This window comes from Paenibacillus sp. FSL H3-0286 (genome assembly GCF_045040705.1).
Lineage (GTDB): Bacteria > Bacillota > Bacilli > Paenibacillales > Paenibacillaceae > Paenibacillus_AQ > Paenibacillus_AQ odorifer.
Genome location: NZ_CP150285.1, coordinates 1,632,462 through 1,656,703, shown reverse-complemented (window position 1 = coordinate 1,656,703; position 24,242 = coordinate 1,632,462). Strand labels below are relative to the sequence as shown.

Annotated in this window: 20 protein-coding genes; 2 read left to right on the top strand and 18 right to left on the bottom strand. The window is 45.5% G+C overall.

Annotation, left to right across the window (positions count from 1 at the left end; all coding sequences use genetic code 11):
- Positions 1-87: 87 nt before the first annotated feature.
- The 4 genes from MHB37_RS07205 to MHB37_RS07190 all read right to left on the bottom strand — a co-directional run bounded on the left by MHB37_RS07205 (position 88) and on the right by MHB37_RS07190 (position 5,016).
- Positions 88-894: an AAA family ATPase gene (locus MHB37_RS07205; RefSeq protein ID WP_175619006.1), complete on the bottom strand. Its 807-nt coding sequence runs from the start codon at positions 892-894 to the stop codon at positions 88-90.
- A 322-nt stretch (positions 895-1,216) separates the two neighbouring features.
- Positions 1,217-2,614 (bottom strand): MATE family efflux transporter, encoded by a 1,398-nt coding sequence (locus MHB37_RS07200; RefSeq protein WP_405169079.1) that lies wholly within the window; start codon positions 2,612-2,614, stop codon positions 1,217-1,219.
- Between the two features lie 397 nt (positions 2,615-3,011).
- Positions 3,012-4,163 (bottom strand): PdaC/SigV domain-containing protein, encoded by a 1,152-nt coding sequence (locus MHB37_RS07195; RefSeq protein ID WP_076307099.1) that lies wholly within the window; start codon positions 4,161-4,163, stop codon positions 3,012-3,014.
- A gap of 115 nt (positions 4,164-4,278) precedes the next feature.
- Positions 4,279-5,016 (bottom strand): CPBP family intramembrane glutamic endopeptidase, encoded by a 738-nt coding sequence (locus MHB37_RS07190; protein ID WP_076193517.1) that lies wholly within the window; start codon positions 5,014-5,016, stop codon positions 4,279-4,281.
- A 341-nt stretch (positions 5,017-5,357) separates the two neighbouring features.
- Between MHB37_RS07190 and MHB37_RS07185 the strand changes: the two genes are divergently transcribed.
- Positions 5,358-5,789: a hypothetical protein gene (locus MHB37_RS07185; protein ID WP_076125314.1), complete on the top strand. Its 432-nt coding sequence runs from the start codon at positions 5,358-5,360 to the stop codon at positions 5,787-5,789.
- A gap of 325 nt (positions 5,790-6,114) precedes the next feature.
- Here MHB37_RS07185 and MHB37_RS07180 read toward each other — a convergent pair whose 3' ends face one another.
- The 14 genes from MHB37_RS07180 to MHB37_RS07115 are packed head-to-tail and all read right to left on the bottom strand — an operon-like array spanning position 6,115 to position 22,438.
- Positions 6,115-8,421: a thiamine pyrophosphate-dependent enzyme gene (locus MHB37_RS07180; protein ID WP_076125316.1), complete on the bottom strand. Its 2,307-nt coding sequence runs from the start codon at positions 8,419-8,421 to the stop codon at positions 6,115-6,117.
- 26 nt (positions 8,422-8,447) lie between these two features.
- Positions 8,448-9,458, bottom strand: a complete 1,011-nt coding sequence (locus tag MHB37_RS07175; protein ID WP_076125317.1) for a 2-oxoacid:acceptor oxidoreductase family protein — start codon at positions 9,456-9,458, stop codon at positions 8,448-8,450.
- A 45-nt stretch (positions 9,459-9,503) separates the two neighbouring features.
- A complete protein-coding gene (locus MHB37_RS07170; RefSeq protein WP_076125319.1) occupies positions 9,504-10,469 on the bottom strand; it encodes a flavodoxin family protein in 966 nt (321 codons plus the stop codon).
- Between the two features lie 10 nt (positions 10,470-10,479).
- Positions 10,480-11,448, bottom strand: a complete 969-nt coding sequence (locus MHB37_RS07165) for a 2-keto-3-deoxygluconate permease (RefSeq protein WP_076125321.1) — start codon at positions 11,446-11,448, stop codon at positions 10,480-10,482.
- Between the two features lie 40 nt (positions 11,449-11,488).
- Positions 11,489-11,932, bottom strand: coding sequence for a hypothetical protein (locus tag MHB37_RS07160; RefSeq protein WP_076125323.1), 444 nt, complete (start codon positions 11,930-11,932; stop codon positions 11,489-11,491).
- 50 nt (positions 11,933-11,982) lie between these two features.
- Complete coding sequence (locus MHB37_RS07155; RefSeq protein ID WP_076125325.1) at positions 11,983-13,344, bottom strand: NADH-ubiquinone oxidoreductase-F iron-sulfur binding region domain-containing protein; 1,362 nt, start codon at positions 13,342-13,344, stop codon at positions 11,983-11,985.
- 2 nt (positions 13,345-13,346) lie between these two features.
- Complete coding sequence (locus tag MHB37_RS07150) at positions 13,347-15,485, bottom strand: FAD-dependent oxidoreductase (protein WP_081393540.1); 2,139 nt, start codon at positions 15,483-15,485, stop codon at positions 13,347-13,349.
- Between the two features lie 3 nt (positions 15,486-15,488).
- Positions 15,489-17,003, bottom strand: coding sequence for an FAD-dependent oxidoreductase (locus tag MHB37_RS07145; RefSeq protein WP_405169078.1), 1,515 nt, complete (start codon positions 17,001-17,003; stop codon positions 15,489-15,491).
- Positions 16,967-17,890: an alpha/beta hydrolase gene (locus tag MHB37_RS07140; RefSeq protein WP_076125327.1), complete on the bottom strand. Its 924-nt coding sequence runs from the start codon at positions 17,888-17,890 to the stop codon at positions 16,967-16,969. The genes MHB37_RS07145 and MHB37_RS07140 overlap by 37 nt, the downstream gene beginning before the upstream one ends.
- Positions 17,883-19,016 carry a butyrate kinase gene (buk, locus tag MHB37_RS07135; RefSeq protein WP_076125329.1) on the bottom strand — a complete coding sequence of 378 codons (1,134 nt, stop codon included), beginning with the start codon at positions 19,014-19,016 and terminating at the stop codon, positions 17,883-17,885. Before buk ends, MHB37_RS07140 begins: the two co-directional genes overlap by 8 nt.
- 4 nt (positions 19,017-19,020) lie before the next feature.
- Positions 19,021-20,025 carry a phosphate acyltransferase gene (locus tag MHB37_RS07130; RefSeq protein ID WP_076125330.1) on the bottom strand — a complete coding sequence of 335 codons (1,005 nt, stop codon included), beginning with the start codon at positions 20,023-20,025 and terminating at the stop codon, positions 19,021-19,023.
- Entirely contained in the window at positions 20,026-20,409 is a 384-nt protein-coding gene (locus MHB37_RS07125) for a holo-ACP synthase (protein WP_076125332.1), read from the bottom strand.
- Positions 20,410-20,426: 17 nt separating this feature from the next.
- On the bottom strand, positions 20,427-22,175 hold the full coding sequence (locus MHB37_RS07120) for a CocE/NonD family hydrolase (RefSeq protein WP_076125334.1): 1,749 nt from the start codon (positions 22,173-22,175) through the stop codon (positions 20,427-20,429).
- 11 nt (positions 22,176-22,186) lie between these two features.
- Complete coding sequence (locus tag MHB37_RS07115) at positions 22,187-22,438, bottom strand: acyl carrier protein (RefSeq protein WP_076125336.1); 252 nt, start codon at positions 22,436-22,438, stop codon at positions 22,187-22,189.
- A 195-nt stretch (positions 22,439-22,633) separates the two neighbouring features.
- Between MHB37_RS07115 and MHB37_RS07110 the strand changes: the two genes are divergently transcribed.
- Positions 22,634-24,163, top strand: coding sequence for a CdaR family transcriptional regulator (locus MHB37_RS07110; RefSeq protein ID WP_076193529.1), 1,530 nt, complete (start codon positions 22,634-22,636; stop codon positions 24,161-24,163).
- Positions 24,164-24,242: the final 79 nt, after the last annotated feature.

Here is a 24,242-nt window from a genome sequence, read left to right as displayed (position 1 = left end):
CCCAAGCGATAAAAAATTCCGTCGCTGGGGTTCTTTTTTTTCGTTGAATTGTTCCAATTACAATGTCCTGTATTTATAACCCCACAATTAGTTTAAGGAAGGATTGTATTCTTCATAGGATAGAACAATATGCTCTCGTTTTAGCAGACAATGCTCTATAATCGCCTTACGTTTCGCTTTCAGGACAATTTGTTCAATATCAGCAAAACTGCAACCGGAAAGACGTTCGCATGCCTCCTCCATCAACCCAGCTTCACTTTCAAAGTCATTAATTAACAGTTCGACATATTGACGCCTACTTGATTCATCCGGGTTAGCATAAATCATTTTTGTATCAAACCTTCGCCAAATAGCTCTATCCAGTTCATTTTCTAGGTTCGTCGCTGCTACAAAAATGCTATTGTCACCAAAATCATCGAGACATTGCAGCAGTGTATTCACCGCACGAGCCATTTCTTTAACCTCGTCATTACTCTCCCGTGTTCTTGCAATGGCATCAAACTCATCCAGGAAAAGAACACAAGGAGATGCTTTGGCATACTCAAATATTTTCCGGATATTACTTCCAGTCTCGCCCAAATGGCTGTGAATAATTGCATCAAGTCGAACCAGGATAAGTGGAAGCTCCAGCATTTGAGCCATATAAAATGCCGTCAGTGTTTTCCCTGTGCCCGGTGGACCATACATAACCACTTTATTGGGAATGGGAACTCGATGCTCTTCAAATCTTTCCCTCATACCTAAGATTGTGATGAATTCTTCGACAATCTTTCGATTCATATCGGGTAGGATCAGATGTCTAACCTTTTTGGCACATTCTTTGGGTGTATAATAGGTACCCATATCAATCCCTTTTGCTCTGGGTAGACGTTGATTGGTGCTGCTTTTATTCATTATTTATTGAAGCTCCTTTAAAATGGTTATTTTCAAGAAATCCAAAAGATCCTTTCTGAATCCAGTTCAACCTGCTCTAATTGCCGCTCGAAGTTCTCGTGAGGAACGATAGAGTCCGCTTGTGACCATTCATTATCCACAAATCAATTCAAATACACATTGTTTTTATTCGTAATTATTACGATTTAAAATATCATACTTTCTTTTTGTTTATAATGTCAACCAGTAGCACAAAAAAGAGCCTTTATAATTCCAAGGCTCTTTTAGGGTATATCTATTAAATCGGCCATCCAGGCAAAGCAGAAGTTCCAGCATCTTGCCTTCACATATTGTAAGTCCTGGCTAGCTTGGACTTAGCTCTGAGCCGGGTGAATTCCTTAGTTACCAGGATTACCGTCCACACTACAACCACAGAATCAATTACAAGCGAACCCCAATATACTCCGGAGACGCCTAACCATCTTGGCAAAACAAGCATCACTGGCACATAAAAAACAAGTTGTCTGGTGATGCCGATAACGGCTGCCGGCTTCCCTTTATTAATCGCAGGGAAAAAGGTCATGGCCATAAAAATGAGCGACAATAACGGCAGAACCGCCATGTTCAACCGGAAATATAACATTTCGCTGGTCTTAAAGATTTGATCCGGCAGCATTAGCCCCAGAATGGAAGCCGGCGAGATCATGGAAATTATCCAGAAAGGCAAAGTCAGCAGCATGGAAACGAGTGTGAATATTTTATAGGCTTTGATGGCGCGCTCATACTGTTCTGCTCCAAAATTTATGCCGATGACTGGCTGCAAGGCGCGCATTAATCCGAATATCGGCGTCAACAGGAAGGTGAATACACGAAAAACCACTCCATAAAATGCAATATCTGCTGTAGTCCCGTATCTCGAGAGTGCATTAAATACTACAACAGCCTGTACCAGATTCATAAAGTTCATAATGAAAGAGGACATTCCCAGACCAATTATGGATTTGATTGTGGCAGCATCCCGATAGATTGCGAAGACATTCGTTCGGAATGAGGCAAATCCTTTGCCAAAATAAATCCATCCCAGCAAGGTGTAGACCAGCATCCCGATATTTGTAGCCCAGGCAGCACCCTCTACTCCACAATTCAGCCAGGCTACCAGAATATAATTGGACAATACATCAACTGCCAGTCCAATGCCCATTACCACGGCTGCCGATTTCATTTTCCCTTCGGCACGTACAATCATGTTGGCAGCCAGTCCATAAATCCAGAAAAATGAACCAATCACCGTAATTCTAAAATAGCTGTCTCCAAGAGCCAGAGTTTCCCCTTCTCCTCCCATGATTCGCACCAGCTGTGTAGAGAAAAGCAAACCCAATACCATATAGACAAGCGTTACAAGGATGGACAGATAATTAACATTCCCCATCAAACGCTTCTGCATTTCTTTGTCCTGCCTGCCGAGGGCTAAACTTAAAGCAGAACCGGCACCCACCCCAATCAAGGAGCCCAGTCCCAAGCTGATCTGGGTTAAAGGATAAGCTACCGATACCCCAGCCAGTGCTTCCTCTCCGACAAATCTTCCCACAAATACAGCGGCAATAACCGCATTTAAGCCATAGAGGACCATTGCGATGATAGCGGGCCATGATAACTGGACCATAATATTCCAAAGATTACCGTTGAGAATAAAATGCGTCTGCTTGTCTTTGCTGTTGTTTATCTGTGTTACTGTGTTCATAATATGAATTTTCTCTCCTTCTTTTGACTGAATATGCAAAGTCGTCGTTCAAAAATTATACGGGACTCCTTGCATTAACTAGTCTATAAGACATGTTGGCTAGCAACTACCGCAAAAAGGATTGTTTCTATCTCATATAGGATTTTATCTTTGAATTAATATAAATCTCCCCGGAATAGCCCCCTCTCATTTCCATTCCTATTAAAAAACTGCAGCAGGAGTGGTCGCGGCTCCGCAAGTTTCCGGTACATGGTCAATTTTGAATGCTAGGCAATCATTTAGTCTTCCCTACTTAACTCAACAAAAAAAGCAACTTCCCAGTTGGCAAGTTGCTTTTAAAAAAACTCTTTTGTGATAAAGTAACGATGAAAAAAAACGATTGAAGTCAAAAACCGACCTAATAAGCAGCGAACGGATCCGCATTATTCGAAAGGAACTGAGCCCATGTGAATTTGAATTCAGGACTGCCTACAACACTTTCTGCTATATCACCTGGAACAAAAAACACAGTGAATCCTGCATTAGTCAAGTAGAAGTTATCCAGGTATGCATTAGAATCTTTAGTTAACTTATTGAACAGGTCAATAGAGTAGATAGAAGACTCAGTACCTTTTTGGACTTGTTCTTGAAGTGATTTCTTAATAACCTGACTGTAATTGCTATTGGATTTCAGCAAATCTCCCAGCTTCATTGTCGTACCATCCTGCAGAGAGTAAGTAAGACCTGTTTGTGAGCCGCCTCCATGAGCTCCGCCGAGGTATTGATAATTGGTAAGCAGGAAGCTAATCACTCCATTTTGATTGTAAGTCACCTTGTAGGCCAGTTCGAAATCGTATGTCGCTCCTTCCGCTGGAGCACCAGACTTAGCCAGTTGTTTTTCCGAGGCATCTAGAAACTTCTGTGCCTGAGCTTTCACCGCTTTATTAATTGCCGCTTCGGCATTTTGATTCGCAAGCTGCGATACAACTGGATATACGATATTGATGGTTACATCCTTATGGGAATTAGAAGACTGGAGTTTACCGGCAGTTATAGTCAGTTCATTCATTCCTGCATTCGTGATATTGACAGTACGGGTTTGTCCGTTCCATTGGGCCAAATATCCGAAAGGTTCAACCAAGGCTTGCACTGCAACAAAAGAAGTTCCTCCGATTACCTGAGCTTCATATCTTTGTCCCAGACCGCTTCCATTTAACTTTACAAGTGCACTGTCGATATCCAATGAATAATTTACAGTATTCTCTCCCAGGGTAAGCTCTACACTATGATTTTTGTTATCGTATTTAACAGCTGCGCCTAATGCTTGCGCTGCGTCTTTAAGCGGAATGAGTGTATTACCTAATGGGCTTAGGAAAGCCTGAGTCCCGATTGCTTTACCTTTAACCTGGACATTCACCCTGGAGGTTATTGTTGCAGTAATGGCTGCAGCATGAACTGATCCGACAGACACGGGTAAAGCCGCCGCTGTGCCAACTGCAGCCAGTGCTGCTGACAATAGAAGTACGGACATCCGCTTTTTAGTTGTGAATTTTTTAACTTGAGTTTCCATTTTTGAAGATCTCCTTTTAGTCATTTTCTTACTATCACACTATAATCCCGTCATTTCCCGGATGGTTTACAGTATTTTCAGAAAAAGATTACAATTTTTACATGGAATTCTCTAATCAATGATGCATTGAAACCATAAAGGCAAATCCAAAAAGTGTCCAGTCATTTAGCACATGCACTATAAACGATGTCCAAATGTTTTTAGTCTTAATGTATGGATAGAGCAGAACAATCCGTACAATGCCGATACCGAGAATGGCTTGTGCAATATTCCAATTATAAGTTGGTAAATGGTATGCGCCAAAAATAATGGATACTACAATCCACGCTAAGATAATCGCAGACTTTCTGTTCAGTTTAAGTTTTTTTACTCCTAAGTACAAAATGACTAAGAATGGAAGGATCGTTATTAATTCTTCTCCAAAAAGCATCGGGAGCATTGTCAGGAACGTCGTAATTGTATCGGAAAAATTACCATTGAATCCTTCACTCACTGGATTTGCACTAAAATTAAATAACTTCGTAATAATAAAACCAACACCATAGGTCACAATAAGATTTACAATGTACGTCCCAAGAATTAATATAATATCTTTAGCAACTAATTTTCTGAAAAGTAATGTCCACTGACTCCGTGCAACAAAGATAACTGCTGCTAATGGGAAAATCACATTTATAAAAGGATGTCCATAAGTACCTCCAAACCCAATAAGAAACAATGCAAAACCTGCAGCAACAGCTATCAGAAATATTAGGCTGGTTTTCAAATTTAGAGTAGGGGATTGCAGTTCACTGTAGAACGGAAAATCATCATTTTTACGCTCAAATCTAAAAAAATTACTTTTACTCATCATTAATCAAATCCTTCCTGAAAATAATGAAAAGCTATACTCTCTGAATACTAAAACCAATGATGCGGAGAATAGAAATACAGTCAGTTGTTTTTTGTACTATCACAATATACTCCCATTTTTTTCTGAAACATTTACAATTTTTTCAGAAAATAATTACAGTATTTACACAAGTTTTGAATAAACTGAAATTAATTCATCACTTAATTTTGCAAATTCATGAAAATGTATAAAAAAATGAATCTATTTCAGAAATAATTATGTTGTTTTGATAAAATAGACAGGTAATAATAGAATAAACAGTTCTCTTGTTAAAAAACTAAAAAGCGAGGTTTACCAATGTTATGGACCTGAAGCTGTTAAAAAAAATTAAAACGATAAATTTCTTCACATTCTTCTTTTTTTGGACTGTCATCTTTTTTGCTCTTGCGGATAAGCCACCACCTGCTGGTTTCTATGGGCTTATTGCCCTATTATTAGTTTATGGTATTTTACTTATTATCTATTTAAATGATTTTATTGAAAGCTTGATTAAGAAGCGAAGAGGAGTTTTTCTACTCAATTTGTTATATTTCTCCTTGGGAGGTTTTGCTTTCAGTCTAATTCTTTCAATTATTGTCATTAACCTTGTTTCAAATGTAGAAAATGAAGGATATCTAATCTCGGCATTCAGTTCAACCGTAATAGGATTGCTTAACGGGTTATGTTTTTATTTTTTCAACAAGCTGCTTGTGAAGAGGTACAATCTAATGATTGAGCAGAACCGCTCTGAATAATAAAAGAGCCGAATTAGCTAAAGAATGACGTATCGCCAAAAAGCAACTTATCCGCAGATAAGTTGCTTTTTTATCATGATTTTTAACTTCTACACTATATAAATAAAGTAACGTAAACCGACGAATCCCCTGTCCTCACAGGTATTAATCTATTCCCAGACTTTGTTTCTTAAATTCACTCTCGAAACATAACTCCGTGAGATCCCCAGCTCCTTCGCTATCTCCCGCTGTATCCGCTCTTCTCGATCTTCAGATATACTCCCTTGAGCAAATCATCCACTTCCGAATCAAAATATCGATAAGTGTAATGTTTAAAAAACTATATTTACAATTCAGAATGCTCGTGTTTCGCTTTGAGACGACTCCAGCGGCGCTGAACTTCGCTCTCAAAGCTGCGCAGAGCCGGTTCGTTCTCAGGCTTGAGCAGATGGCGGGTCTTACCCATCGTCTTCAGCCAGGCAGAGACTTCAATACGTTTGTCCTTGTTTTCCGGATTGTACGTAATGGTCGTTGTGCCTTGTTCCACTTCATACAGCGGGAAGAAGCAGGATTCCACCGCCAAGGATACAATATCCGTCCCATCCTTGTCTTCGGTCATCCAATTCAACGGGCAGGCAATCAGAATCTTGCCGTAGACCAGACCTTCATTCTGCGCGTACCATTGGGCCTTAGCTGCTTTTTTGAGCAGATCCTGCGGGTAGGCTTCACAGCCGGTGAATACATAAGGAATATTAGTGGCTGCCATGATCTGGGCAGTATCTTTATGCTGGGTGACTTTACCCTGCTGGGTCTTGCCGATGCTTGAAGTAGAAGTCCGGTGACCGAGCGGTGTTGAATAAGACTGCTGTGCACCAGTGTTCATATAACCTTCATTATCATACTCGATGATAATCATTTTATGTCCACGCAGTGCAGCACCAATGGCTGGTCCCATCCCGATATCCATACCTCCGTCGCCTGTTACCATAACGAAAGTAAAGTCATTCCTCAGGCCCAGTCCATCCAGCTCTCCGCGGCGTTTGCGTTCCCAGAACATTTCTACCACCCCGGACAACGTAGCCGCACCGTTCTGGAAAAGGTTATGGATGAACGTTGACTTGTGCGACGAATAAGGATAGCCGGTTGTTGTAACCATTGCGCATCCTGTATGGTACAGCGCAACGATATCTCCTTCAATTCCCCTGAAGAACAGCTCAAGACCCGAGAAAATTCCGCAGCCCGGGCATGTGCCGTGACCCGGAGCCAGGCGTCTTGGTTTCTTCATCAAACTGCGGATCGGGGGAATCTTCACGGCCAGCTTTCCGGTTTCTTCATTTTTAGTAACAGTAATGAGGCCCGTCTTCAACAAATCGAAATTCATCGGCTTAAGCAGGCGCTGCGGTGCCTTTTCCGGTTCACCAGGATTGTGGCCGTAGTAATCAAACGGTACTTCAACACGGTCAGCAACAACAGCATCCAACGCCAGCTGGAAGAAATGATGGCCATCTTCAGCATAGAAGTCCTTGCCGCCTAATCCGTAAATCCGGCTGATGACTTTAGTCGTTGTATTCCCGTAAGTGAACAGCGCTGCCTTGATTTCGTTAACCATGTTGCCGCCGTGTCCGCCGAAGGAATCCGCACGGTCACCAACAGTAATGGCTTTGACATTCTTCAGTGCTTCCGCGATCTGCTTCTGCGGGAACGGACGGATCATGTTCGGTGAAATCGCTCCGGCTTTGACTCCCTGCAGTCGCAACTGATCCACAACATCCTTAATGATCTCGGACGCGGAATTCATCAGGAAGACAGCCACATCGGCATCCCCCATCCGGTACTGCTCAATCACCTCATAATGGCGTCCGGTCAGATCAGCAAATTCCTGAGCGATCTCTTCGAACACTTCACCGGCATTGTACATGGCCACAGACTGCTGATAGCGATTATTGATATAATCCGGTTCATTCATGTAAGGACCAACAGTAACCGGATTGTTGCGGTCAAGGGTATCGGTTGAGCCGGCTGGCGGCTGTTCGCCTACGAATTTATGCACATCTGCGCGGTGCGCAAAAGCCTGTACGCGGCGCTTCTGGTGAGAAGTGAAATATCCGTCCGAAGCTACCATAACCGGCAGGCGGACTTTGACATGCTCAGCCAGCTTCAGTGCCATCAGATTCATGTCGTAGACCGACTGCGGGTCACGGCACATCAGAATCGGCCAGCCGGTATTGAGTGCAAAATACAAATCGGAGTGGTCCCCGTGAATGTTCAGCGGTCCGGAGATGGAGCGGCAAATCAGGTTCATAACCATGGGCATCCGCGTACCGGCTTGTACAGGCAGCTGCTCAAGCATGTACATGTAGCCTTGCGCACTGGTGGCGTTAAATACGCGTCCGCCGGCTGTAGAAGCGCCATAACAGATACCTGCCGAGCTGTGCTCACCATCTGAGGGCACGAGCATAATGTCATGCTGGCCGCTGGCTTTCATCGTATCGAGGAATTGGGCAACCTCTGTCGATGGCGAGATCGGGAAATACCCCATGACATGATAGTTGATCTGATGCGCAGCATAGGCCGCCATCTCATTGCCTGATTCATATAGGAATTTCTGTTCTACTTTGGCAGAACCTATTTCTTTTTCATAATCAATAGCCATTGTTCATTCCGCCTTTCTAACCAGATTTACGCTTGCGTGATGAGATCGAATGGATGATGCACTGTATGGCTGTCGGCATAGCCTTCCTTCTCGCGCATGCTTGAGAGTGCCGAGGTCGGGCAGGCGCCTACGCATTTCAGGCAACCCTTGCAATATTGATAATCGATGCCCCGCAGGAACATCTGTGAGCGCCCCTTGCGGTCAAGCCGTTCTTCCCACACAAAACACTGGTCAGGGCAGACGGTGTCACACTGTGCACAGTTAATGCAGGACTCATTTTCATAAGCCGGAATCATTCCGGAACGGGAAATGCTCAGGTTCTTGAGGAAGCTACTTCCCGGATTGATGATCGTACCGCCTATAGGCTGAGTTTCATAGCCAAACGGCGAAATGTCGGAACGCACATATTCAGGCATGCTGTCCCCTGCCTCCAGCTCGAAGTGCATAAACTTCACTTCATTGTAGCCGCGCTCAAAAGTCGTAATAGCCGATTGTACAGCCTGCGGATATTTTTTGCCGAGCGATTTCTCAATAACGCCCTTCATCGTTTCAGCAACCAGGAATGGGCAGAGCCGGAACAGGGCACCCAGCATCGCCATGTTTACACGGTTTTTCTCTTTCAGTGCGATGCTTGTCGCGTCGATCACAGCAATGGTTCCGGCTTTCATCTTCAGCAGCTCTTTGAGTTCTTCCGGCGTCTTGGCCGAGTTCACAAGAACAGTGCTGTCTTCATTAATCCCGCTGGTGACATTAACGGTCTTGACAAGCGCTTCGTGGAACACCCCAACCACATGGGGACGCTCTACCGGCGAAGTATCACGGATATGCGTGTTTAAATCACAGAAGCGGATGTGGGCCTTTACAGCAGAGCCCTTTTTCTCTGATCCATAAGACGAGAAGCTTACGCCGTTCAGCCCCGCTCCGACGACTCCCGCTTCTGCGAGCATTTTACCCGCCAGGTTAGCTCCCAAGCCTCCAATAGACTCCAGTCGAATTTCAAAAAATCCGAGATCGTTAATTCGTGGTAATTCAATCATAAATGAACTCCTTTCACTAGAAGACTAGTAATACTCTTGCGAGCATTAATCCCGTTCAGGTCTGGAATAAGCTAAATAATTTTTGTACTTCTTCAACCGTTCAGGCAATTCGTCAGCCTTTGGATTACGTTTTAAAGAAACTTGATATAATTCATCTGCGTGGCCAAGCTTTCCGGAGATTAGAACATGGGAATGTGCTCTATCTTCCTCGGCGATATCAAATCTTACTTTACCGTCTTCCACCTCCAGAGTCCCCCTGACCCCGCAAATTCCACATATTGCTGGGTAATTATCATCATGATTTCTGATTTCTATGAGTTTGGAATGACAGATTGGACATAAACCAGGTTCGCCAATATACTTCGCTTCCGTATCTGGATTCATGAGTGTTTCAGCCACATGACGACCGGATTGTCTTGCTCTCTTAAGTTCTTCCTCCCTGAACACAACTGCTCCAGGTAAGCCAACCCAATTGACCAGCATTTTATCTATTACATTAATTTGCATCGGCAACGTAAAAAGGTGGAGCATCGGCAATGCGAGTGTGTCCCACTCACTTCCTCCTACAGCAATAAGAGAAGCTACTCTTGTTTTAAAGCTTCTTTCATCCGGGCCTTTGCCGGTAGTAATCCCTCTTTCCTCGCGTTGCTTCTTGGCAATCATCCGGAAAGCAATGTCATGAGAAGGCCCCATCCGGTCATTCAGAATCTTCAATAATCCGTTAGGACTCTTTTCATAAATGGCTGAGCTCAAGATTAATCCGTCGCATTCCATTAATTTTTCATCAATAAATCCATAGTCATCATTCTTTATCACACAGTCTCCTGAGCCACACTTTTCAAGCAGACTCACTACACAAGCATTACAACCGGTGCAAGGTTTAATATGTAAATCATTAAGACGCACAAGTTCTACTTCGGCACCAAGCTCCTCAGCACCCATTAAAGCTTCTTTAACAAGGATTTCTGAATTGCTCATTCTTCTTCCGCAACTGATCCCTAAAATTTTCATTAGTAGCCTCCTACAATTCGAATTTGTTAAGCATATTTTCAGAAACTGATCCACGAGATCGTTTCAGCTTTTTCACAAGAACTGGAGTGACAATTGCACTGGCAACAACTGCGAATGCAATTTGTGCGCGGGCACTCTCAACATAAGGCAGATATGCCTGATCGACCTCTGCCATAAGTTGAGGTACTGTTATGGATAACCCGGCTACACAACAAATCGCCGCAGAAGCATGCCCGTCTTGTTTCAGACAGAATCGGTCAACTAACAACATGGGGATGTTATTAATCAAGGTAAAGATCAAGAACAAAATCAGCCCCAGCCCACATGAGCTGAGTGCGCTCTTGAGATCGATATTCGCCCCAAGGCAAAACCCCAGAAAAGGCACCATAAGTGAGGTCCCTGATTTGGAAAAATTACGAACAGCAGGATCAAACATACCCAGAAGAAATCCGACTACAAACGGAATTAAAGTAGCCATGATGCTTCGAGCGTCAATCCCATTTCCGGAAGAGAAACCAAGAATACAGACGGGTATGAACGGTAGCCCGATAAGGTTCAGCAGAGCAAACGCAGAAATGTCAGTGTCATCACCATAATTCTCCATCAGCGCAAGGTACATGCCGGGATTGCAACTAGTGATGCAAGCCACAAGTGCCAGGGTAGAGATTCCTCCAAACCCCGCCAAACCGAAAAGCTTCATAACAACGATCCCAAAAACAACACTGAGAACAAGTTTTACCGCAACTAGTATGCCGCCCCGCCGCAGAGTTGTCACAAGCTGTTGAGGTTTGAACTGAATACCACAGAATACTAGCAGAATTCCCACGATCGTCATCGTTCCCGCATTCGAAAATACAGCAGTGGACGGATTGCCAACCATCAAGGTTCTCGGATAAAAAGTATGCATTATTGCAGCGATTCCCATAGGAAGCAGCATCATTCCGCCTGATATTCCCTGTATTCTCTCTAATATTTTCATGTACGGCGATTCCCTTCTTCCAAGTAATCGTGTCCTTCCTCTATCTGACTGTTACTCTTGCGCATGCTTTATTCCCGGCAGCTTTGGCTAGAGGTGTCATGATCATGGTCATTAGATAGGAAACCAAATAAAGCACCGGATAATTCCCAGTAAATGAGGTGAGAAAGCCTGACAGGTTTGATGTGCCAAGCAGAGCCATCACTCCGCTGATTACAGTTACAGGAATGAAGTTTATTAGCAGACAGCCGACACATTGACCCGCCAGTAAATCCTTCTTTAGAGCAAAAAGCCCCGTAAACCAGTCGCTAATCCTCATCAAGGGAATAAAATCGTTAATAAGACAAGCCAGCGAGAAACCAACCAGGGTGAACACCCATGTTCGTCCATTAATCCCCTCATTCATCAGGGAAGCTGCAAGCGACATCGCCGCCGCAGAGGGAAGATTCAACACAAGCTTAAAATACAAAGAATATGTCTTACTCATTTTCCTGCACCCGCAGCCGATATGGCATGCTCTTTCCATTTTTCTGTTACTTACTTGAATCTGCCCACCCTGGTCAGCTGTTTGGGGACACGGATGCGACCAGATGCAGTGACAATCGCATTCTCTTCACAGACTTCCGTACACCTTCCGCATTTTTCACAAATCGCCGGATCGATCATATGGATATAGCCTGATTTCCCTTGGATTGCATTTTCCGGGCAGACATCAAGACATTCCCCGCAGCCGCTGCATAATTTCGGATCAATGACATAGGCAAGAAAATGGGTACACACCGAAGCCGGACAGGTCTTGCGTACAATATGGGCTTCAAGATCAAGACGGGAGCAGGCAACAGCAGATAACGCCGGCCCCACCATATTTCTTCCAAATGCGCAAAAAGATCCTGCTCCGATTAATTCGCCAATATCTGTTACTAAATCAAGATCCTCTTTTTTTGCGCGCCCTTCGGTAACATCAGTGAAGACTGCTTTGAGTTGCCAGCTCCCCTCACGGCAAATCACACATTTTCCACAGGATGTCTCCGCTGCAGCGCTAAGTAACCCTTTGGCGATAGTTGCCATACAGTGCTTGTCGGTAAAGATTCGGATACTGTCATAAACAGAATCATAGCTTATGAATTCCGAAGTTAAGGCCGGAGCCGATGCGAAGTGCCCGAGCATGCCACCCAGCAGCAGGGGCTTGGCTGGCGCAAGTTCAAGCTCCTCTAACAGAGCAGACACAGGGGTGCCAAGTGCAACTGCCACAACCCTGGTTCTCTCATCTGTTGTAATCATTATTAATTTCTCCTGACGGCGGGAACTGCTTACACCTTCGTAAATCCAGTACGCAGTCTCCACATCCAGCAGGAAGGTAGGTCTCCCTTGCCAGCCTTCGGCACTGAAGCTTTTCACCCATAAGTCACAACGTATTACACCATTGTCTATGGCATTGTATAATGCTGTTTCTTCCCGCAGGACAGGAGAAGCCGGTCCGTACTTCACTGATATAAGCGAGGCCGGAGCTATCTCACGCAGCGGTGCCGCCAACATCTCAGCTTGCGCCTCTGTCTCGGCATAGATCAGAATCTCACAATCCATGCAAATCTTCGCAGCCATTGCCAGCCCTGCTGCTATTCGACTCGCGACATGCGCAAGAATAAAGTCCGTGAATCCATCTAACTCCTGTGCGAGAGAGCAGATTAATACGGGTCTCCCGTCATCTGGATTGATTGCGGATAAACGTTCATCGAGAAGCACTCCTTGTTTATCCGTCAATGCAAGTGCTCTAATTCTTACTGCCGCGTCCGAAGCTGAAATTGCTAGCCTATTCTCCAAAAGCTCCTGAATAGCAGGCTCTTCAGCATTCGGGAAAGGCGACAGAAAATGGGGAGTTCGGCTGACTTCATGTGGCATCTTTATTCACCTCTGGCAACACTCGAATAATCATTCCAAAATTTTTGCGCAGCTATTTCTAGTCGCAGATCACACTGCAGACAACGTTGCGCCTCATCCGGTACTTGCGCTTCAGAATAACCCAGATCCATCGGATCAAAGCATTGGCAACGCTCCTCTGGTGCAACAATCTGTGTTTTCTTTCGCTTTCTATCACTCATGCCTTTAATTGCACCAATTCTCGGGCAAACCGCCTGCTCCGGTGAAAGATTTTCCTCAATATTGCCGTCCCCGCCGAGAAACCGGTCCATCTCTGAAGCAGCCAGGCGCGCACCTGCTATGGCACGAATAACTGAATCTGTGCCTGTTACACAGTCTCCGGCTGCGAAAATACCGGGAATGCTTGAAGCACAGCTATTCGCTTCGACAACAATGCGGCTGCCACGACCAAGGGCTAACCCACAGCCCTCTGCCAAATCAGGTCCTTGACCTACTGCAAAAATCACTGTATCAACCGGGAGTATCGTTTCGCTGCCAGGTATAAGATCAATGACACTCCTGCCATTCTCATCAAACTGGAAGCCTTTCACTTCTGCCATCCGCAGCCCGTTCACTTTACCGTCGCCGCTGCCGTTAATGGCGAGAAACGTTCGGCTGTTATGCACCAGCACTCCCTCTTCTTCAGCCCAGCGAAGCTCTTCAGGAGATGCGGTCATCTTATTTCGGCTTTCAAGGCAAGCCAGATGAACGGTTTCCGCGCCAAACCGTTTTGCGATTCCTGCACAGTCCAAGGCAACGTTTCCCCCACCCAGAATAATTACGTTCTTACCGACAGTCGGAGCCTCCCCCTCTGCCGTCTGGCGCAGAAATTCAATATTCGTATATACGCCTTCCAGCCCGGCGCCCTTCAGTGGCAGACGCGCTCCCTTATGAGCCCCTACGGCTACCAAAACAGCGTCAAATCCTTCTGAGATCAGGGAGGCAGGAAATTCAATCCGAACACCGGTCTGTAATTTCACACCCAACTCCAGGATCATGCCGATTTCTCGGTCAACGATCTCCCGGGGAAGACGATACTGTGGAATCCCGTATTGCATCATACCGCCAGCCTTTTGGCGTTCTTCATAAATAGTTACCTCATGACCTAGCTTTGCAAGGTACATGGCAGCCGTCAGACCAGCAGGACCTGCACCAATAATAGCGACCTTTTTGCCAGTGGCCGATTTTTGGAAAGAACGAGTTTTCCAACTACCGTCATCATGCTCGCAGGCATGGCGTTTCAGGTCACGTATGGCCACCGGTTCATTGAGAAAATTACGTTTACACTCCAATTCGCAGCGATGGGTGCATATGTACCCGAGCGCGTGGGGAAACGGTACTTTTTCGCGCATGACGGCAGCCGCAGCCGGATAATTTTTTTCCCGTATGAACCGCAGATATTTGGGTATATCAATATGGGCAGGACAAGCCGCCCGGCATGGAACCAGGGCATCTGTACGGGACTTTCCAGTCATCTTCTGCGTAATGGCCTCGTGTTCACGAATAGCTCCTGTGGGGCATACCTCTACACAAGCACTGCAAAAGCGGCAATCTGCATCCTGCAGGGAATTACCATCTACTACAACCTGCAACCGGCCCTGAACCTTCTCAAAGCGGATAGCTCCCACACCCCGCATCTCTTCACATGCACGCACACATCTTCCACATAGAATACAGCGGGTCATTTCATGAAGAATAATCGGGTTCCTGACATCCTCAGCAATACGGATCGGGTTGGCCCGGAGGCGGCGCCCCGTATCTCCGACAAATTGGGAAATGGATTGGAACTGGCAGTGTCCGAATTTTGGACAGCCTGTACACTCACTTGGATGTGTTTTGAACATTAAATCAACAGAAAGCTTTCGTACGTTTTCAGCGAGAGCATCCTTACTGTCAATGACCATTCCTTCTTCCGCCTTTACAGCACAGGCAGCCACGACACCCTTTTTCCCTTCCTGACGCACCATGCAGAGACGGCAGGAGGCAGTGTGACGAAGATTCTCATGGTAACAGAGGTTCGGGATATAGATACCGTTTGATAGTGCAGCTTCTAGAATCGTTCCACCTGTACGCACAGATACGGTCTTTCCGTCAATCACCAGTGTCACTTGTTCGTCCTTCATCGTTTATTCCTCTGCTCTCACATATTCAGCGGCACTTTCACCGGCAAAACGTCCCGTATTCAAGCAATAACCCATCGTGTTTCCGGGTAAAAGAAACATATAGCTGTCCCCGTAAATGGTACAGGTATCTGTACCGGCAGCGTACAGACCGGGTACAGGCAACCATTCCTTATCCAGCACTTCTGCTCTATCGTTTATTTTTATACCGCCAAGTGTGCCATACGCGCTGGGACGAAAGCATCCGGCATAGAAGGGTGCCTTCACAACAGGCTTCATATAAGTCTTGTTTTTGAAGAAGAGCTCATCACTTCTATCACACATATCGTTGTATTCATCAACTGTATCGAGCAAAGCCTCTGGAACGATCCCAAGTTTTTCAGCTAGCTCCTCAATGCTGTCTGCTTTGATAATGTCCGGATTGCCCTGAAGGATGTAATCCTCTACGACCTCATCAAAATCACTGACATCATCCGGGTCATGCACAAAGTTTATGACATCAAGACCATTGCGCTTATACCCCTTTAGAATAGTGGAATCAATAATGGAATAACCTACACGCCCTTTTTGAATAGCGATGGCGTTGCCGGTGAAGGTATTGTTCTGCATTTCTTCCTCATTAATAAAACGTTTGCCGAGTTGATTCACCATCAGGTTAGGTTGCATCAGTACGGCAGGCACACTATCCGGACCGGTATCCGAATGTGGCAGAATGTAGATCATTTCAACAGTCATATCGGTTGTCGCAGCCCCTGCCTCGCAGGCCATACGAATTCCGTCACCCTTGAGTCCGGGTATTGCAAAATTGAACATATCCTCCTTGTAGCTATAGCCGGTGCGCTCCTTAATCATCTCTGGATTATCACCTGCACCTCCCGTAGCTACAACAACAGCCTTGCATCTGAACTCAGTTTCTTCACCCTCAGGCCCTCTGCCAATAACTGCGCAGACCTTGCCCTGTCCATCTGTAAGAATACGCTGAGCAGGGGTTTCAAGATAAAACTCAACCCCATGCTCACGTGCGTATTCCATGATTGCTTTATTCATGATGGCACCGCCATTGCGGCCAATGCCACCGTTCACTGCTACGATATGCCAGGTCTGCTCAGATTTCGGAAAATATTTGTATGCGCCAGCAAACTGGACGCCCATCTCTTCTAGCCAGGTAATGGTATTGGCGGAATTTTCAAAATACCTTTTCACAAGAGTGGCATCTACGCGCCAATGCGTATATTCCATAAACATTTTGAAGGCCCGTTCTACACTGATATCTACCATCATGGATTTTTGCTGCCGCGTACCTATCCCCAGAGGTCCCATCCCCATATTTGCTGCGCCACCTACCGTACTGTTTTTCTCCAGCACTACTACCCTCGCTCCGTTCTCAGCAGCTTGCGCAGCGGCTGCCAATCCGGAAGGTCCTGCGGCAATTACAACTATTTCTGTCTCGATCCGTCTCATATAAAGTTCCTTTCCTAGAAACATTAATTTAAATACATCCTTAACCATTGCGCACTCCATTCCACCGCCTCATTTGCCAGCTCACGGAAGTTGATTGCATGGGTTTCTTTTGTATCTATGGGAAGTTCGTTATAACAGGCACTATTAAAAGCATCTTCTATATAGCCATGGTGCGCAGCTTGCATCTGCCGTATAAAGACTGGAACGCCTGCCCTGGACAAACGAATTGCATATTGTTCGCCTTCATAGCACAACGCATCACACTCGGCAAGTACTATAATGACCGGCGGCATATTAGTAATGAACCGTTCAGGCGCATGGAGCGGTGATACATAGGGTTCCTTCCGTTGCTCCTCACTTGAATATAGAAAAGTAAACGCTTTCATCAACTCTGGGGCCATATCGGACAAACAGCGCTCCTTCGCTGCCGGATCAGTTACGGCATCAAGATAGGGGTAATGCAAAATCTGGCAGCAAATAGAGTAGCGATCCTGTTCCCTTGCCTTCATTGATGCGGCTGTAGCAAGAGTCGCCCCTCCACTGAATCCCATAACTGCAAACCGTGAAGGGTCCATACTGAAGCTTTCAGCATTTTCGGCAAACCACTTCATTACTCCACAGACGTCATCTAGCGCTGCAGGGTAAGGATTCTCAGGAGCTTTGCGGTAATTTATCCCTACTACGTGACAGCCAATAAGAGTTCTGACTTCCTCGCACAGGTTATCATCCTTGGCAGCATCGCCAAGCACTAGCCCCCCGCCATGCAGCTCAAAAAGTACTGGCGAGTTTTGCCGCTGGGCACGATGCAACCAAACTTCAACACTGTGGCTTTCACCGCAAGGTATTTCCAGCCGCTCTCCATGAATATGCTGTGACAACAGGACCATTCTTTCAGATGCACGAATGGAGGGTATGATTTTAATGAAGCTTTGCAAGAAATCATCCATTTGATTTTCCTGTTTCTGTTCTGTTGAAACCTTCCCATACGGGATAACCCGTATACACTTTGGTTTCTTCTTCACCGTTCAGAGCACGCACAGTGCCTGCCGCAAGTGCCTCCATTTCAAAATCACCCCCGTACACCTTAACAGGTGCGATCCAGCCACAGTATAGCTCCACAAAACCTGTAAAATAGAGGTCATTGCTGACGCCGCCTGTGAGAATGATCCCGTCCACTTGGCCTTGAAGAACTGCTGCGCAAGCACCGACAGCTTTGCATAACTGATAAGCCATAGCATCATAAACAAGCTTCGCATAAGTATTTCCGCTAGCAATTATTTTTTTGATCTCCATGGTGTTATCTGTACCGAGATGACTGACTAGTCCTCCTGTCTTGCTGATCTTCTGGATCATTTCCTGATGGGTGTATTCACCGGAGAAGCACATATCAATAATGGGGACGGCAGGGACTGAGCCAGAACGATTCGGCGCCATAGGACCTTCTCCATTTAGTACATCATTGCCGTCTACCATTCTTCCCTTCTTATGGGCAGTAACAGATAGCCCCCCGCCCACATGCGCCACAATAAAGTTGCATTCCTCATACGGTCTGCGTAGTTCTTTCGCATACCGCATGGCGACTTCTTTCTGATTGAGCACATGTACTCTACTCTCTCGATAAATGCCCCTTATCCCTGTAAAACGGGCCAGCTCATCATATTCGTCAACATCAGGCGGGTTGACCAAATATGCAGGTGCTCCGCCAAATTCATCCGAGAATGCTTGAATAAGCTGTGCGCCGAGAATTGCCGGATGCTTGACCGTTCTTCCCTCCCGGGAATGCTTAAGAATGGCTTCATTAATCGGATAAATGCCACCAACCATGCTTTCCAGACCTCCACTGTACGCAGCGTAAGCATCCATAGCAGTAAGGCTGATTTTAGCCTTATATAACTCCGATAGAATCGTCTCGCGCCGGTAAGGAAGTTGGTCGCCAATAGTTGCAAAGGTCTTTAGAACTGCCGGGTCATGGGCAACATTCGCTTTGAATACTTGTGTGTTGTTCTCAAAAACCGCCAATTTTGTTGAAGTAGAGCCTGGGCTGAGCGTAAAAATTTTATATATCCTTTCCATGTCTTCACAGTTCCTTTCCATGCTGTGCGCGTACAATTAGCATAATAATATTGCCCATCATTTCGGAAAGCGGAGCACTGCGGGAAAAATCGCAGATCGGCTGTGCAAAGCCTTGAAGTACAGGCCCATATGCATCGGCTTTACCAAAAAGCTGTATCAGCTTGACACCTATATTCCCGGCATGCAGATTTGGAAATATAAGCACATTTGCCTTGCCAGCGACATCACTTTCACGCTTCACTTTGTTTGCAGCCACCCCTGGGGATATAGCTGCATCAAGTTGAAATTCACCATCGATCTTCAAGTCCGGCACTCTGCCATGTACAATATCGATTGCCTTGCGGATAACATCAATACTCTCATGCTCCGTGCTGCCACATGTAGAAAAGGAAAGCATAGCAATACGAGGCTCCCAGCCGAGCAGCGTTTTGACAGTATATCCAGAGGATATGGCGATGTCAGCAAGTTCGTCAGCATCGGGAGCGGCATTCACCGCACAATCAGCTATAGCAAGCAGCTGACCTTCAGGACCCTCAAAGCCCGGCACATTCACAATACCAAGACTTGAAATGCTGCTAAAGCTTTCCTGCATCCCGATAATGCTTTGAGCCGCCACTATAACCTCAGCCGTAGTATACTCGCGTCCAGCAGCTGCACAATCAGCCCTGCCGGTCTTAACCAGCAGCATCGCACAGTTTACTGGATCTTTTGCCTTGCGCAGGACCGCTTTTCTGCTCAACTCATCAAAACGTGCTGTATATTCGTCAGCGAGTTCTTCTAACTGCTGCTCATTCGAATTATTGAAGAAACTGAATGCCTCAGTCGAAATTCCAAGTTCCACCGCACGCGCACTGATACTCTCTGAATTGCCAATTAGCACAGGTTGGCCTATCTTGCGTGCGACCACCTCCGCGGCGGCTTTCAAAATCATTTCATTATCACATTCCGGGAAAACCACCCTTTTGGGATGAAGACGTGCTTTTTGCTCGAGCGTTTCCAGCAGGCTCATTTATATACTCCTTCCATCTGCAGCTATGGCAAAGGCCACCGCGTAGTCTGTATCATAAGAAAGGGAAATTTTCACTTGCGCACATGAGCTTTGCAGCGCCCGTTTGGCGATTTCCCCATGCAGTATCACATTAGGCCGCCCTTCGGCATCATTAAGGATTTCAATCTCTTTGAGACTAACTCCCTCGCCACTGATAGCTAGAGACTTGAACACCGCTTCCTTGCCGGCAAACCGCGTTACATAGTAATAAAAAGGCTCCGGACGGCTTATAGCTTGCGCGATCTCATTCGGAGTATATGTTTTTTGTATAAATGGATCTTCCTGCACCAGCGTAATGGCTCGCAGATGAGAAAAATTCACGATATCTGTCCCCACACCGATCATCGGACTTTCCTCCATATCTAACGGTAGATATATTCACCAGATTGATAACGTGGCGGAATTACCGGTACCTGAAGGAAGGATTGATATTCCCCGCCAGTGCGAATGATGTGTCTGCCCTTATTGTCTGTGTCCCACGCTAGAGGCTCGAACCACCCCTCCCGGATATAGCGGCCTGCCACCTGCACCCGCAGTTTCTCACCTTTATGCCAGATCCGGCTGGAAGGTACAATTTCGATATCCACCGGAACTACCTCTCCCCCAGTGAGCTTCAGCTCACGTTCGTGAGAAAGCACAGGCTGATAGTGGGTACTAAGCTTTGAATCAAGCTCTCTGTGCGAAACACGAATCTTACCCCATGCTCCGGGATGCGGCTCATCCAGTACATGCCAGGGAATCCAATTGCCCTCTCCATCAGCCTTCTGAATATTAATGAAAAGATCCATGTCGTCATGCCCGGCTGCTTCAACATAAAGCCGTAAAAACATATAACCGGTCAGCTCAGTATCCTCTTTAATTTCCATATCAAAGATTGCTTCTCCACTGTCCGAGTCGTAAGTTGCTTCGGATGCGGCAGAAACAGGACCTTCTTGCATGCTCATGCTGGCCGCATCCAGGTAGTAACGTGTATATTGAGTTCGCTCCAGAGGAAATCCTTTTTCCTTGCGCTGTACCTGGTAATCACAATCGAAAGCATCCATAACATCAAGCCGGACACGGGGGGTTAATTCCCAGCCATTATGAATGTCTTTCAGGTAGCGGTCATAGAAGCGCTTCAGGTCCTCAAGATTGTAAGGATCATAAGCATCTGCCCATTCAAAATCGCGATGTACGCGCAGCCATTTCTGCTTCGTCTTAATTTTACGATAGCCCTGAATTGAACCACGCAGATGAAAATGACTCCAGCCGGCGGTACAGTAACACGGAATCGTAATCTTGCTGAAATCAGGAATTTTGTCACGCCAGTAACCGTTCATTAAAGGATATTTCCGTGCCATAGCCACTTGATCATCGACACCGCCATTCCCCGTAACCGAAGCTGCGATGAATTCATTGAAGCTAAGTGCTGGGATGCCCCCTTCATAAATTGCTTCCCGGTACACATCAGTCGTGCCTTCCCACGGGGCTATACAGGCGAGATGGGGAGGTTGATAAGCTGCTACACGATACTGGGTCATGGCTACACCAGAGTTTCCTCCCATACCCACTCGACCGTTACACCAGTATTGAACACCCAGCCATTCGATAAAATCATAGCCATCCTCACAATCCTGACGACTGAACATGCTTACATCACCTTCGGAATGACCTGCACCGCGAGTATCAACGTTGGCAACGGCGTAACCCATTCGGCACCAATACATAGGGTCCGGAGACTCGAACTTTGCGAGTTTGGATACGGTCTGCGGAGGAACGCCCATAATCTGCCACTCACTCATTCCTTCTCCTGGCCTTTTCCCGAAAAAACTCCAGGAAACTAGTGCAGGAATCTTATCTATTCGGTTTTCCGGCATATATATATCACAGTAGATAGTCACCCCGTCACGCATTTTAACGGGTACGTCTTGCTGACAGATCACGCCTTCACCCGCAATGTATGTTCGTTGGTTGAAGGGAGGACAGAAACCTTGTCCCATTGCATCCATTGGATTTTCACTTGCAGAAAGATCAATATCCTGCTCTTTATCAACAGGCCGACGGGCCACACGGTAAATACTCTCAAGCTCTTCGCCCTGAAACATTTCTTTCTTTGTAAAAAATTTGTTCATTGTCCTTCTCCTTATCCGTTCTCGCAAATTTCCAGCACATAATCAACAGCCTCAGCGATGGTTTGTTTCCGGCGAAATTTCATATATGGAATTTCAACATTAAAAGCGTCCTCCAAGAAAGTAGTGATCTGCGAAAAATGCACAGATTTTGCCTGTAAATCACTCGTAAATGAAAGACTTTCCGACAATTCCTCCGGCTTCTTCCCGAATAAAGGCGAAGCTCTTTCCACCAGCTTCGCATAAATTTCTTCACGTAATTCCAATACAATCCCTCCTTGTTAAATACAGCTCATCACACATTTTCAAGCTAAAGTGTCATTTATTGCTGCATGTGATAATTTCAGTATATATAATGAGAGCGTTATCTCCCATGTGCTGCAACTTAATCGTGATCGGTTATTTCAGCAAAGTTTTGTAAAATTGCACAAAGGTTCCTAGTGCTATTGGAGGCTGTTCTCGTGAATCTTCAAAAGATCATCAGAAAACTTAGCGACTGTTGTCTTGCCTGGCCGGAAGAGGCATTACAAACCAAAGAGATTAACGAATTTGCTATCCTGCGACCCTACTCCGTATTCAAGACTGACACTGCCTATTTAGGCAAGCTTTCAGATATACCAAGGGACTTTCCAACAGACACCCCACTTTTCTGTATTCAGGATTGTGACGCATCTGTTGATTCTTATACTTGCCTTACCCTTCTGCCAAATGAACTGGATTTGCTGGATCTTTCAGAGAAAATCTCTACTATCCTTGCTCATGAGAATCGGCTTATTGAGCATATGCACACGCTTATCTCTGCACTTAACTCCAACAAAGGATTGCAGCACATGACGAATGAAGCCACCCGCATCTTTGGTAATCCGGTTATCATTGTTGATGCTGGCTATAAATTACTTGCTATGTGTCAAGCACCTATTCCCAGCCGACCTGATATTGAACAACAGAGACACTTAGGTTATGTCCTTGACCGAAATATTCAAAGCATGAAGAAATCCAATTTATACGAGCGGACCCGGATGGCTCTTTTTCCTTATTACTCTCGTGATCCCGAGACCAAGAACGGTTGGATTACAGCTTTTGTGTACGTCCACGGTATAGAATTTGCACAGGTTAGTGTTATGGAGCTTGATCGTGAATTTACTGATATTGATTTTGAACTAGTAAAATTTCTTTGCGAACTGGTTTCGGTAGAATTGCAGAAGAGTGATTTCTATAAATCCAATCAAGGAATGGTTCATAGCTTTCTGCTTACCGAACTCCTTACTGGTGATCTCTATGATGCTAATGTCATTGCAATGCGCTTGGCTCATATGGAGTGGCCGCTGTCCTCTAACTTGCGTGTGTTGACCTTAATTGACCAAAACAACGGTTTTTTTGAGGGAAAAGTTCAACTGGTCGCGCAGCATCTAAGTCAATTCCTGCCAAACAACCGTTGGATCGTTTTTCAAGGGCGCATTGTATTTCTAATCTCTCTCACCGATTCATCCCACGAAATAATTACTAAAGAAGAACGGATTCTGGAGTTTCTGCAAGTAAATAGTCTGACTGCTTCAATGAGTGATTCCTTCAGTCAATTAAATTTTTTGCGAAAATATTACAAACAATGTCTGGCTGCCATCGACTTAGGACTCCAACTTGACTTTAACAAGTCAATCTATGTGTATGAGGACTATCTCTGTGAGCATATTGGAAAAATCATATCTGAACATCATGATCTTGCTGATTTCTGTCATCCGGTTATTCAGAAGCTTATTGCTTATGACCATACCCACAAAACAAGTTTGCTGCCTACCCTTGAAGCCTATCTTCAGTATGTGGACACTCCAGCTCTTGCGGCAAAAGCACTTTTTATCCATAGAAACACTTTGTTCTATCGTATCAACAGGATCCGGGAGCTTTTCCAATTAGACTTAAGCAACGGTGATATTCGTCTCAAACTGCAATTGACATTTCATTTTCTGAACTTAAAATACGAAGTACATAAATAAAACTAATCTTCGAGGAATTTGTATGGACGTTCCAATTCAAAGAGAGGACTCGTCCCAGCAAACCTATATAACTTTATTC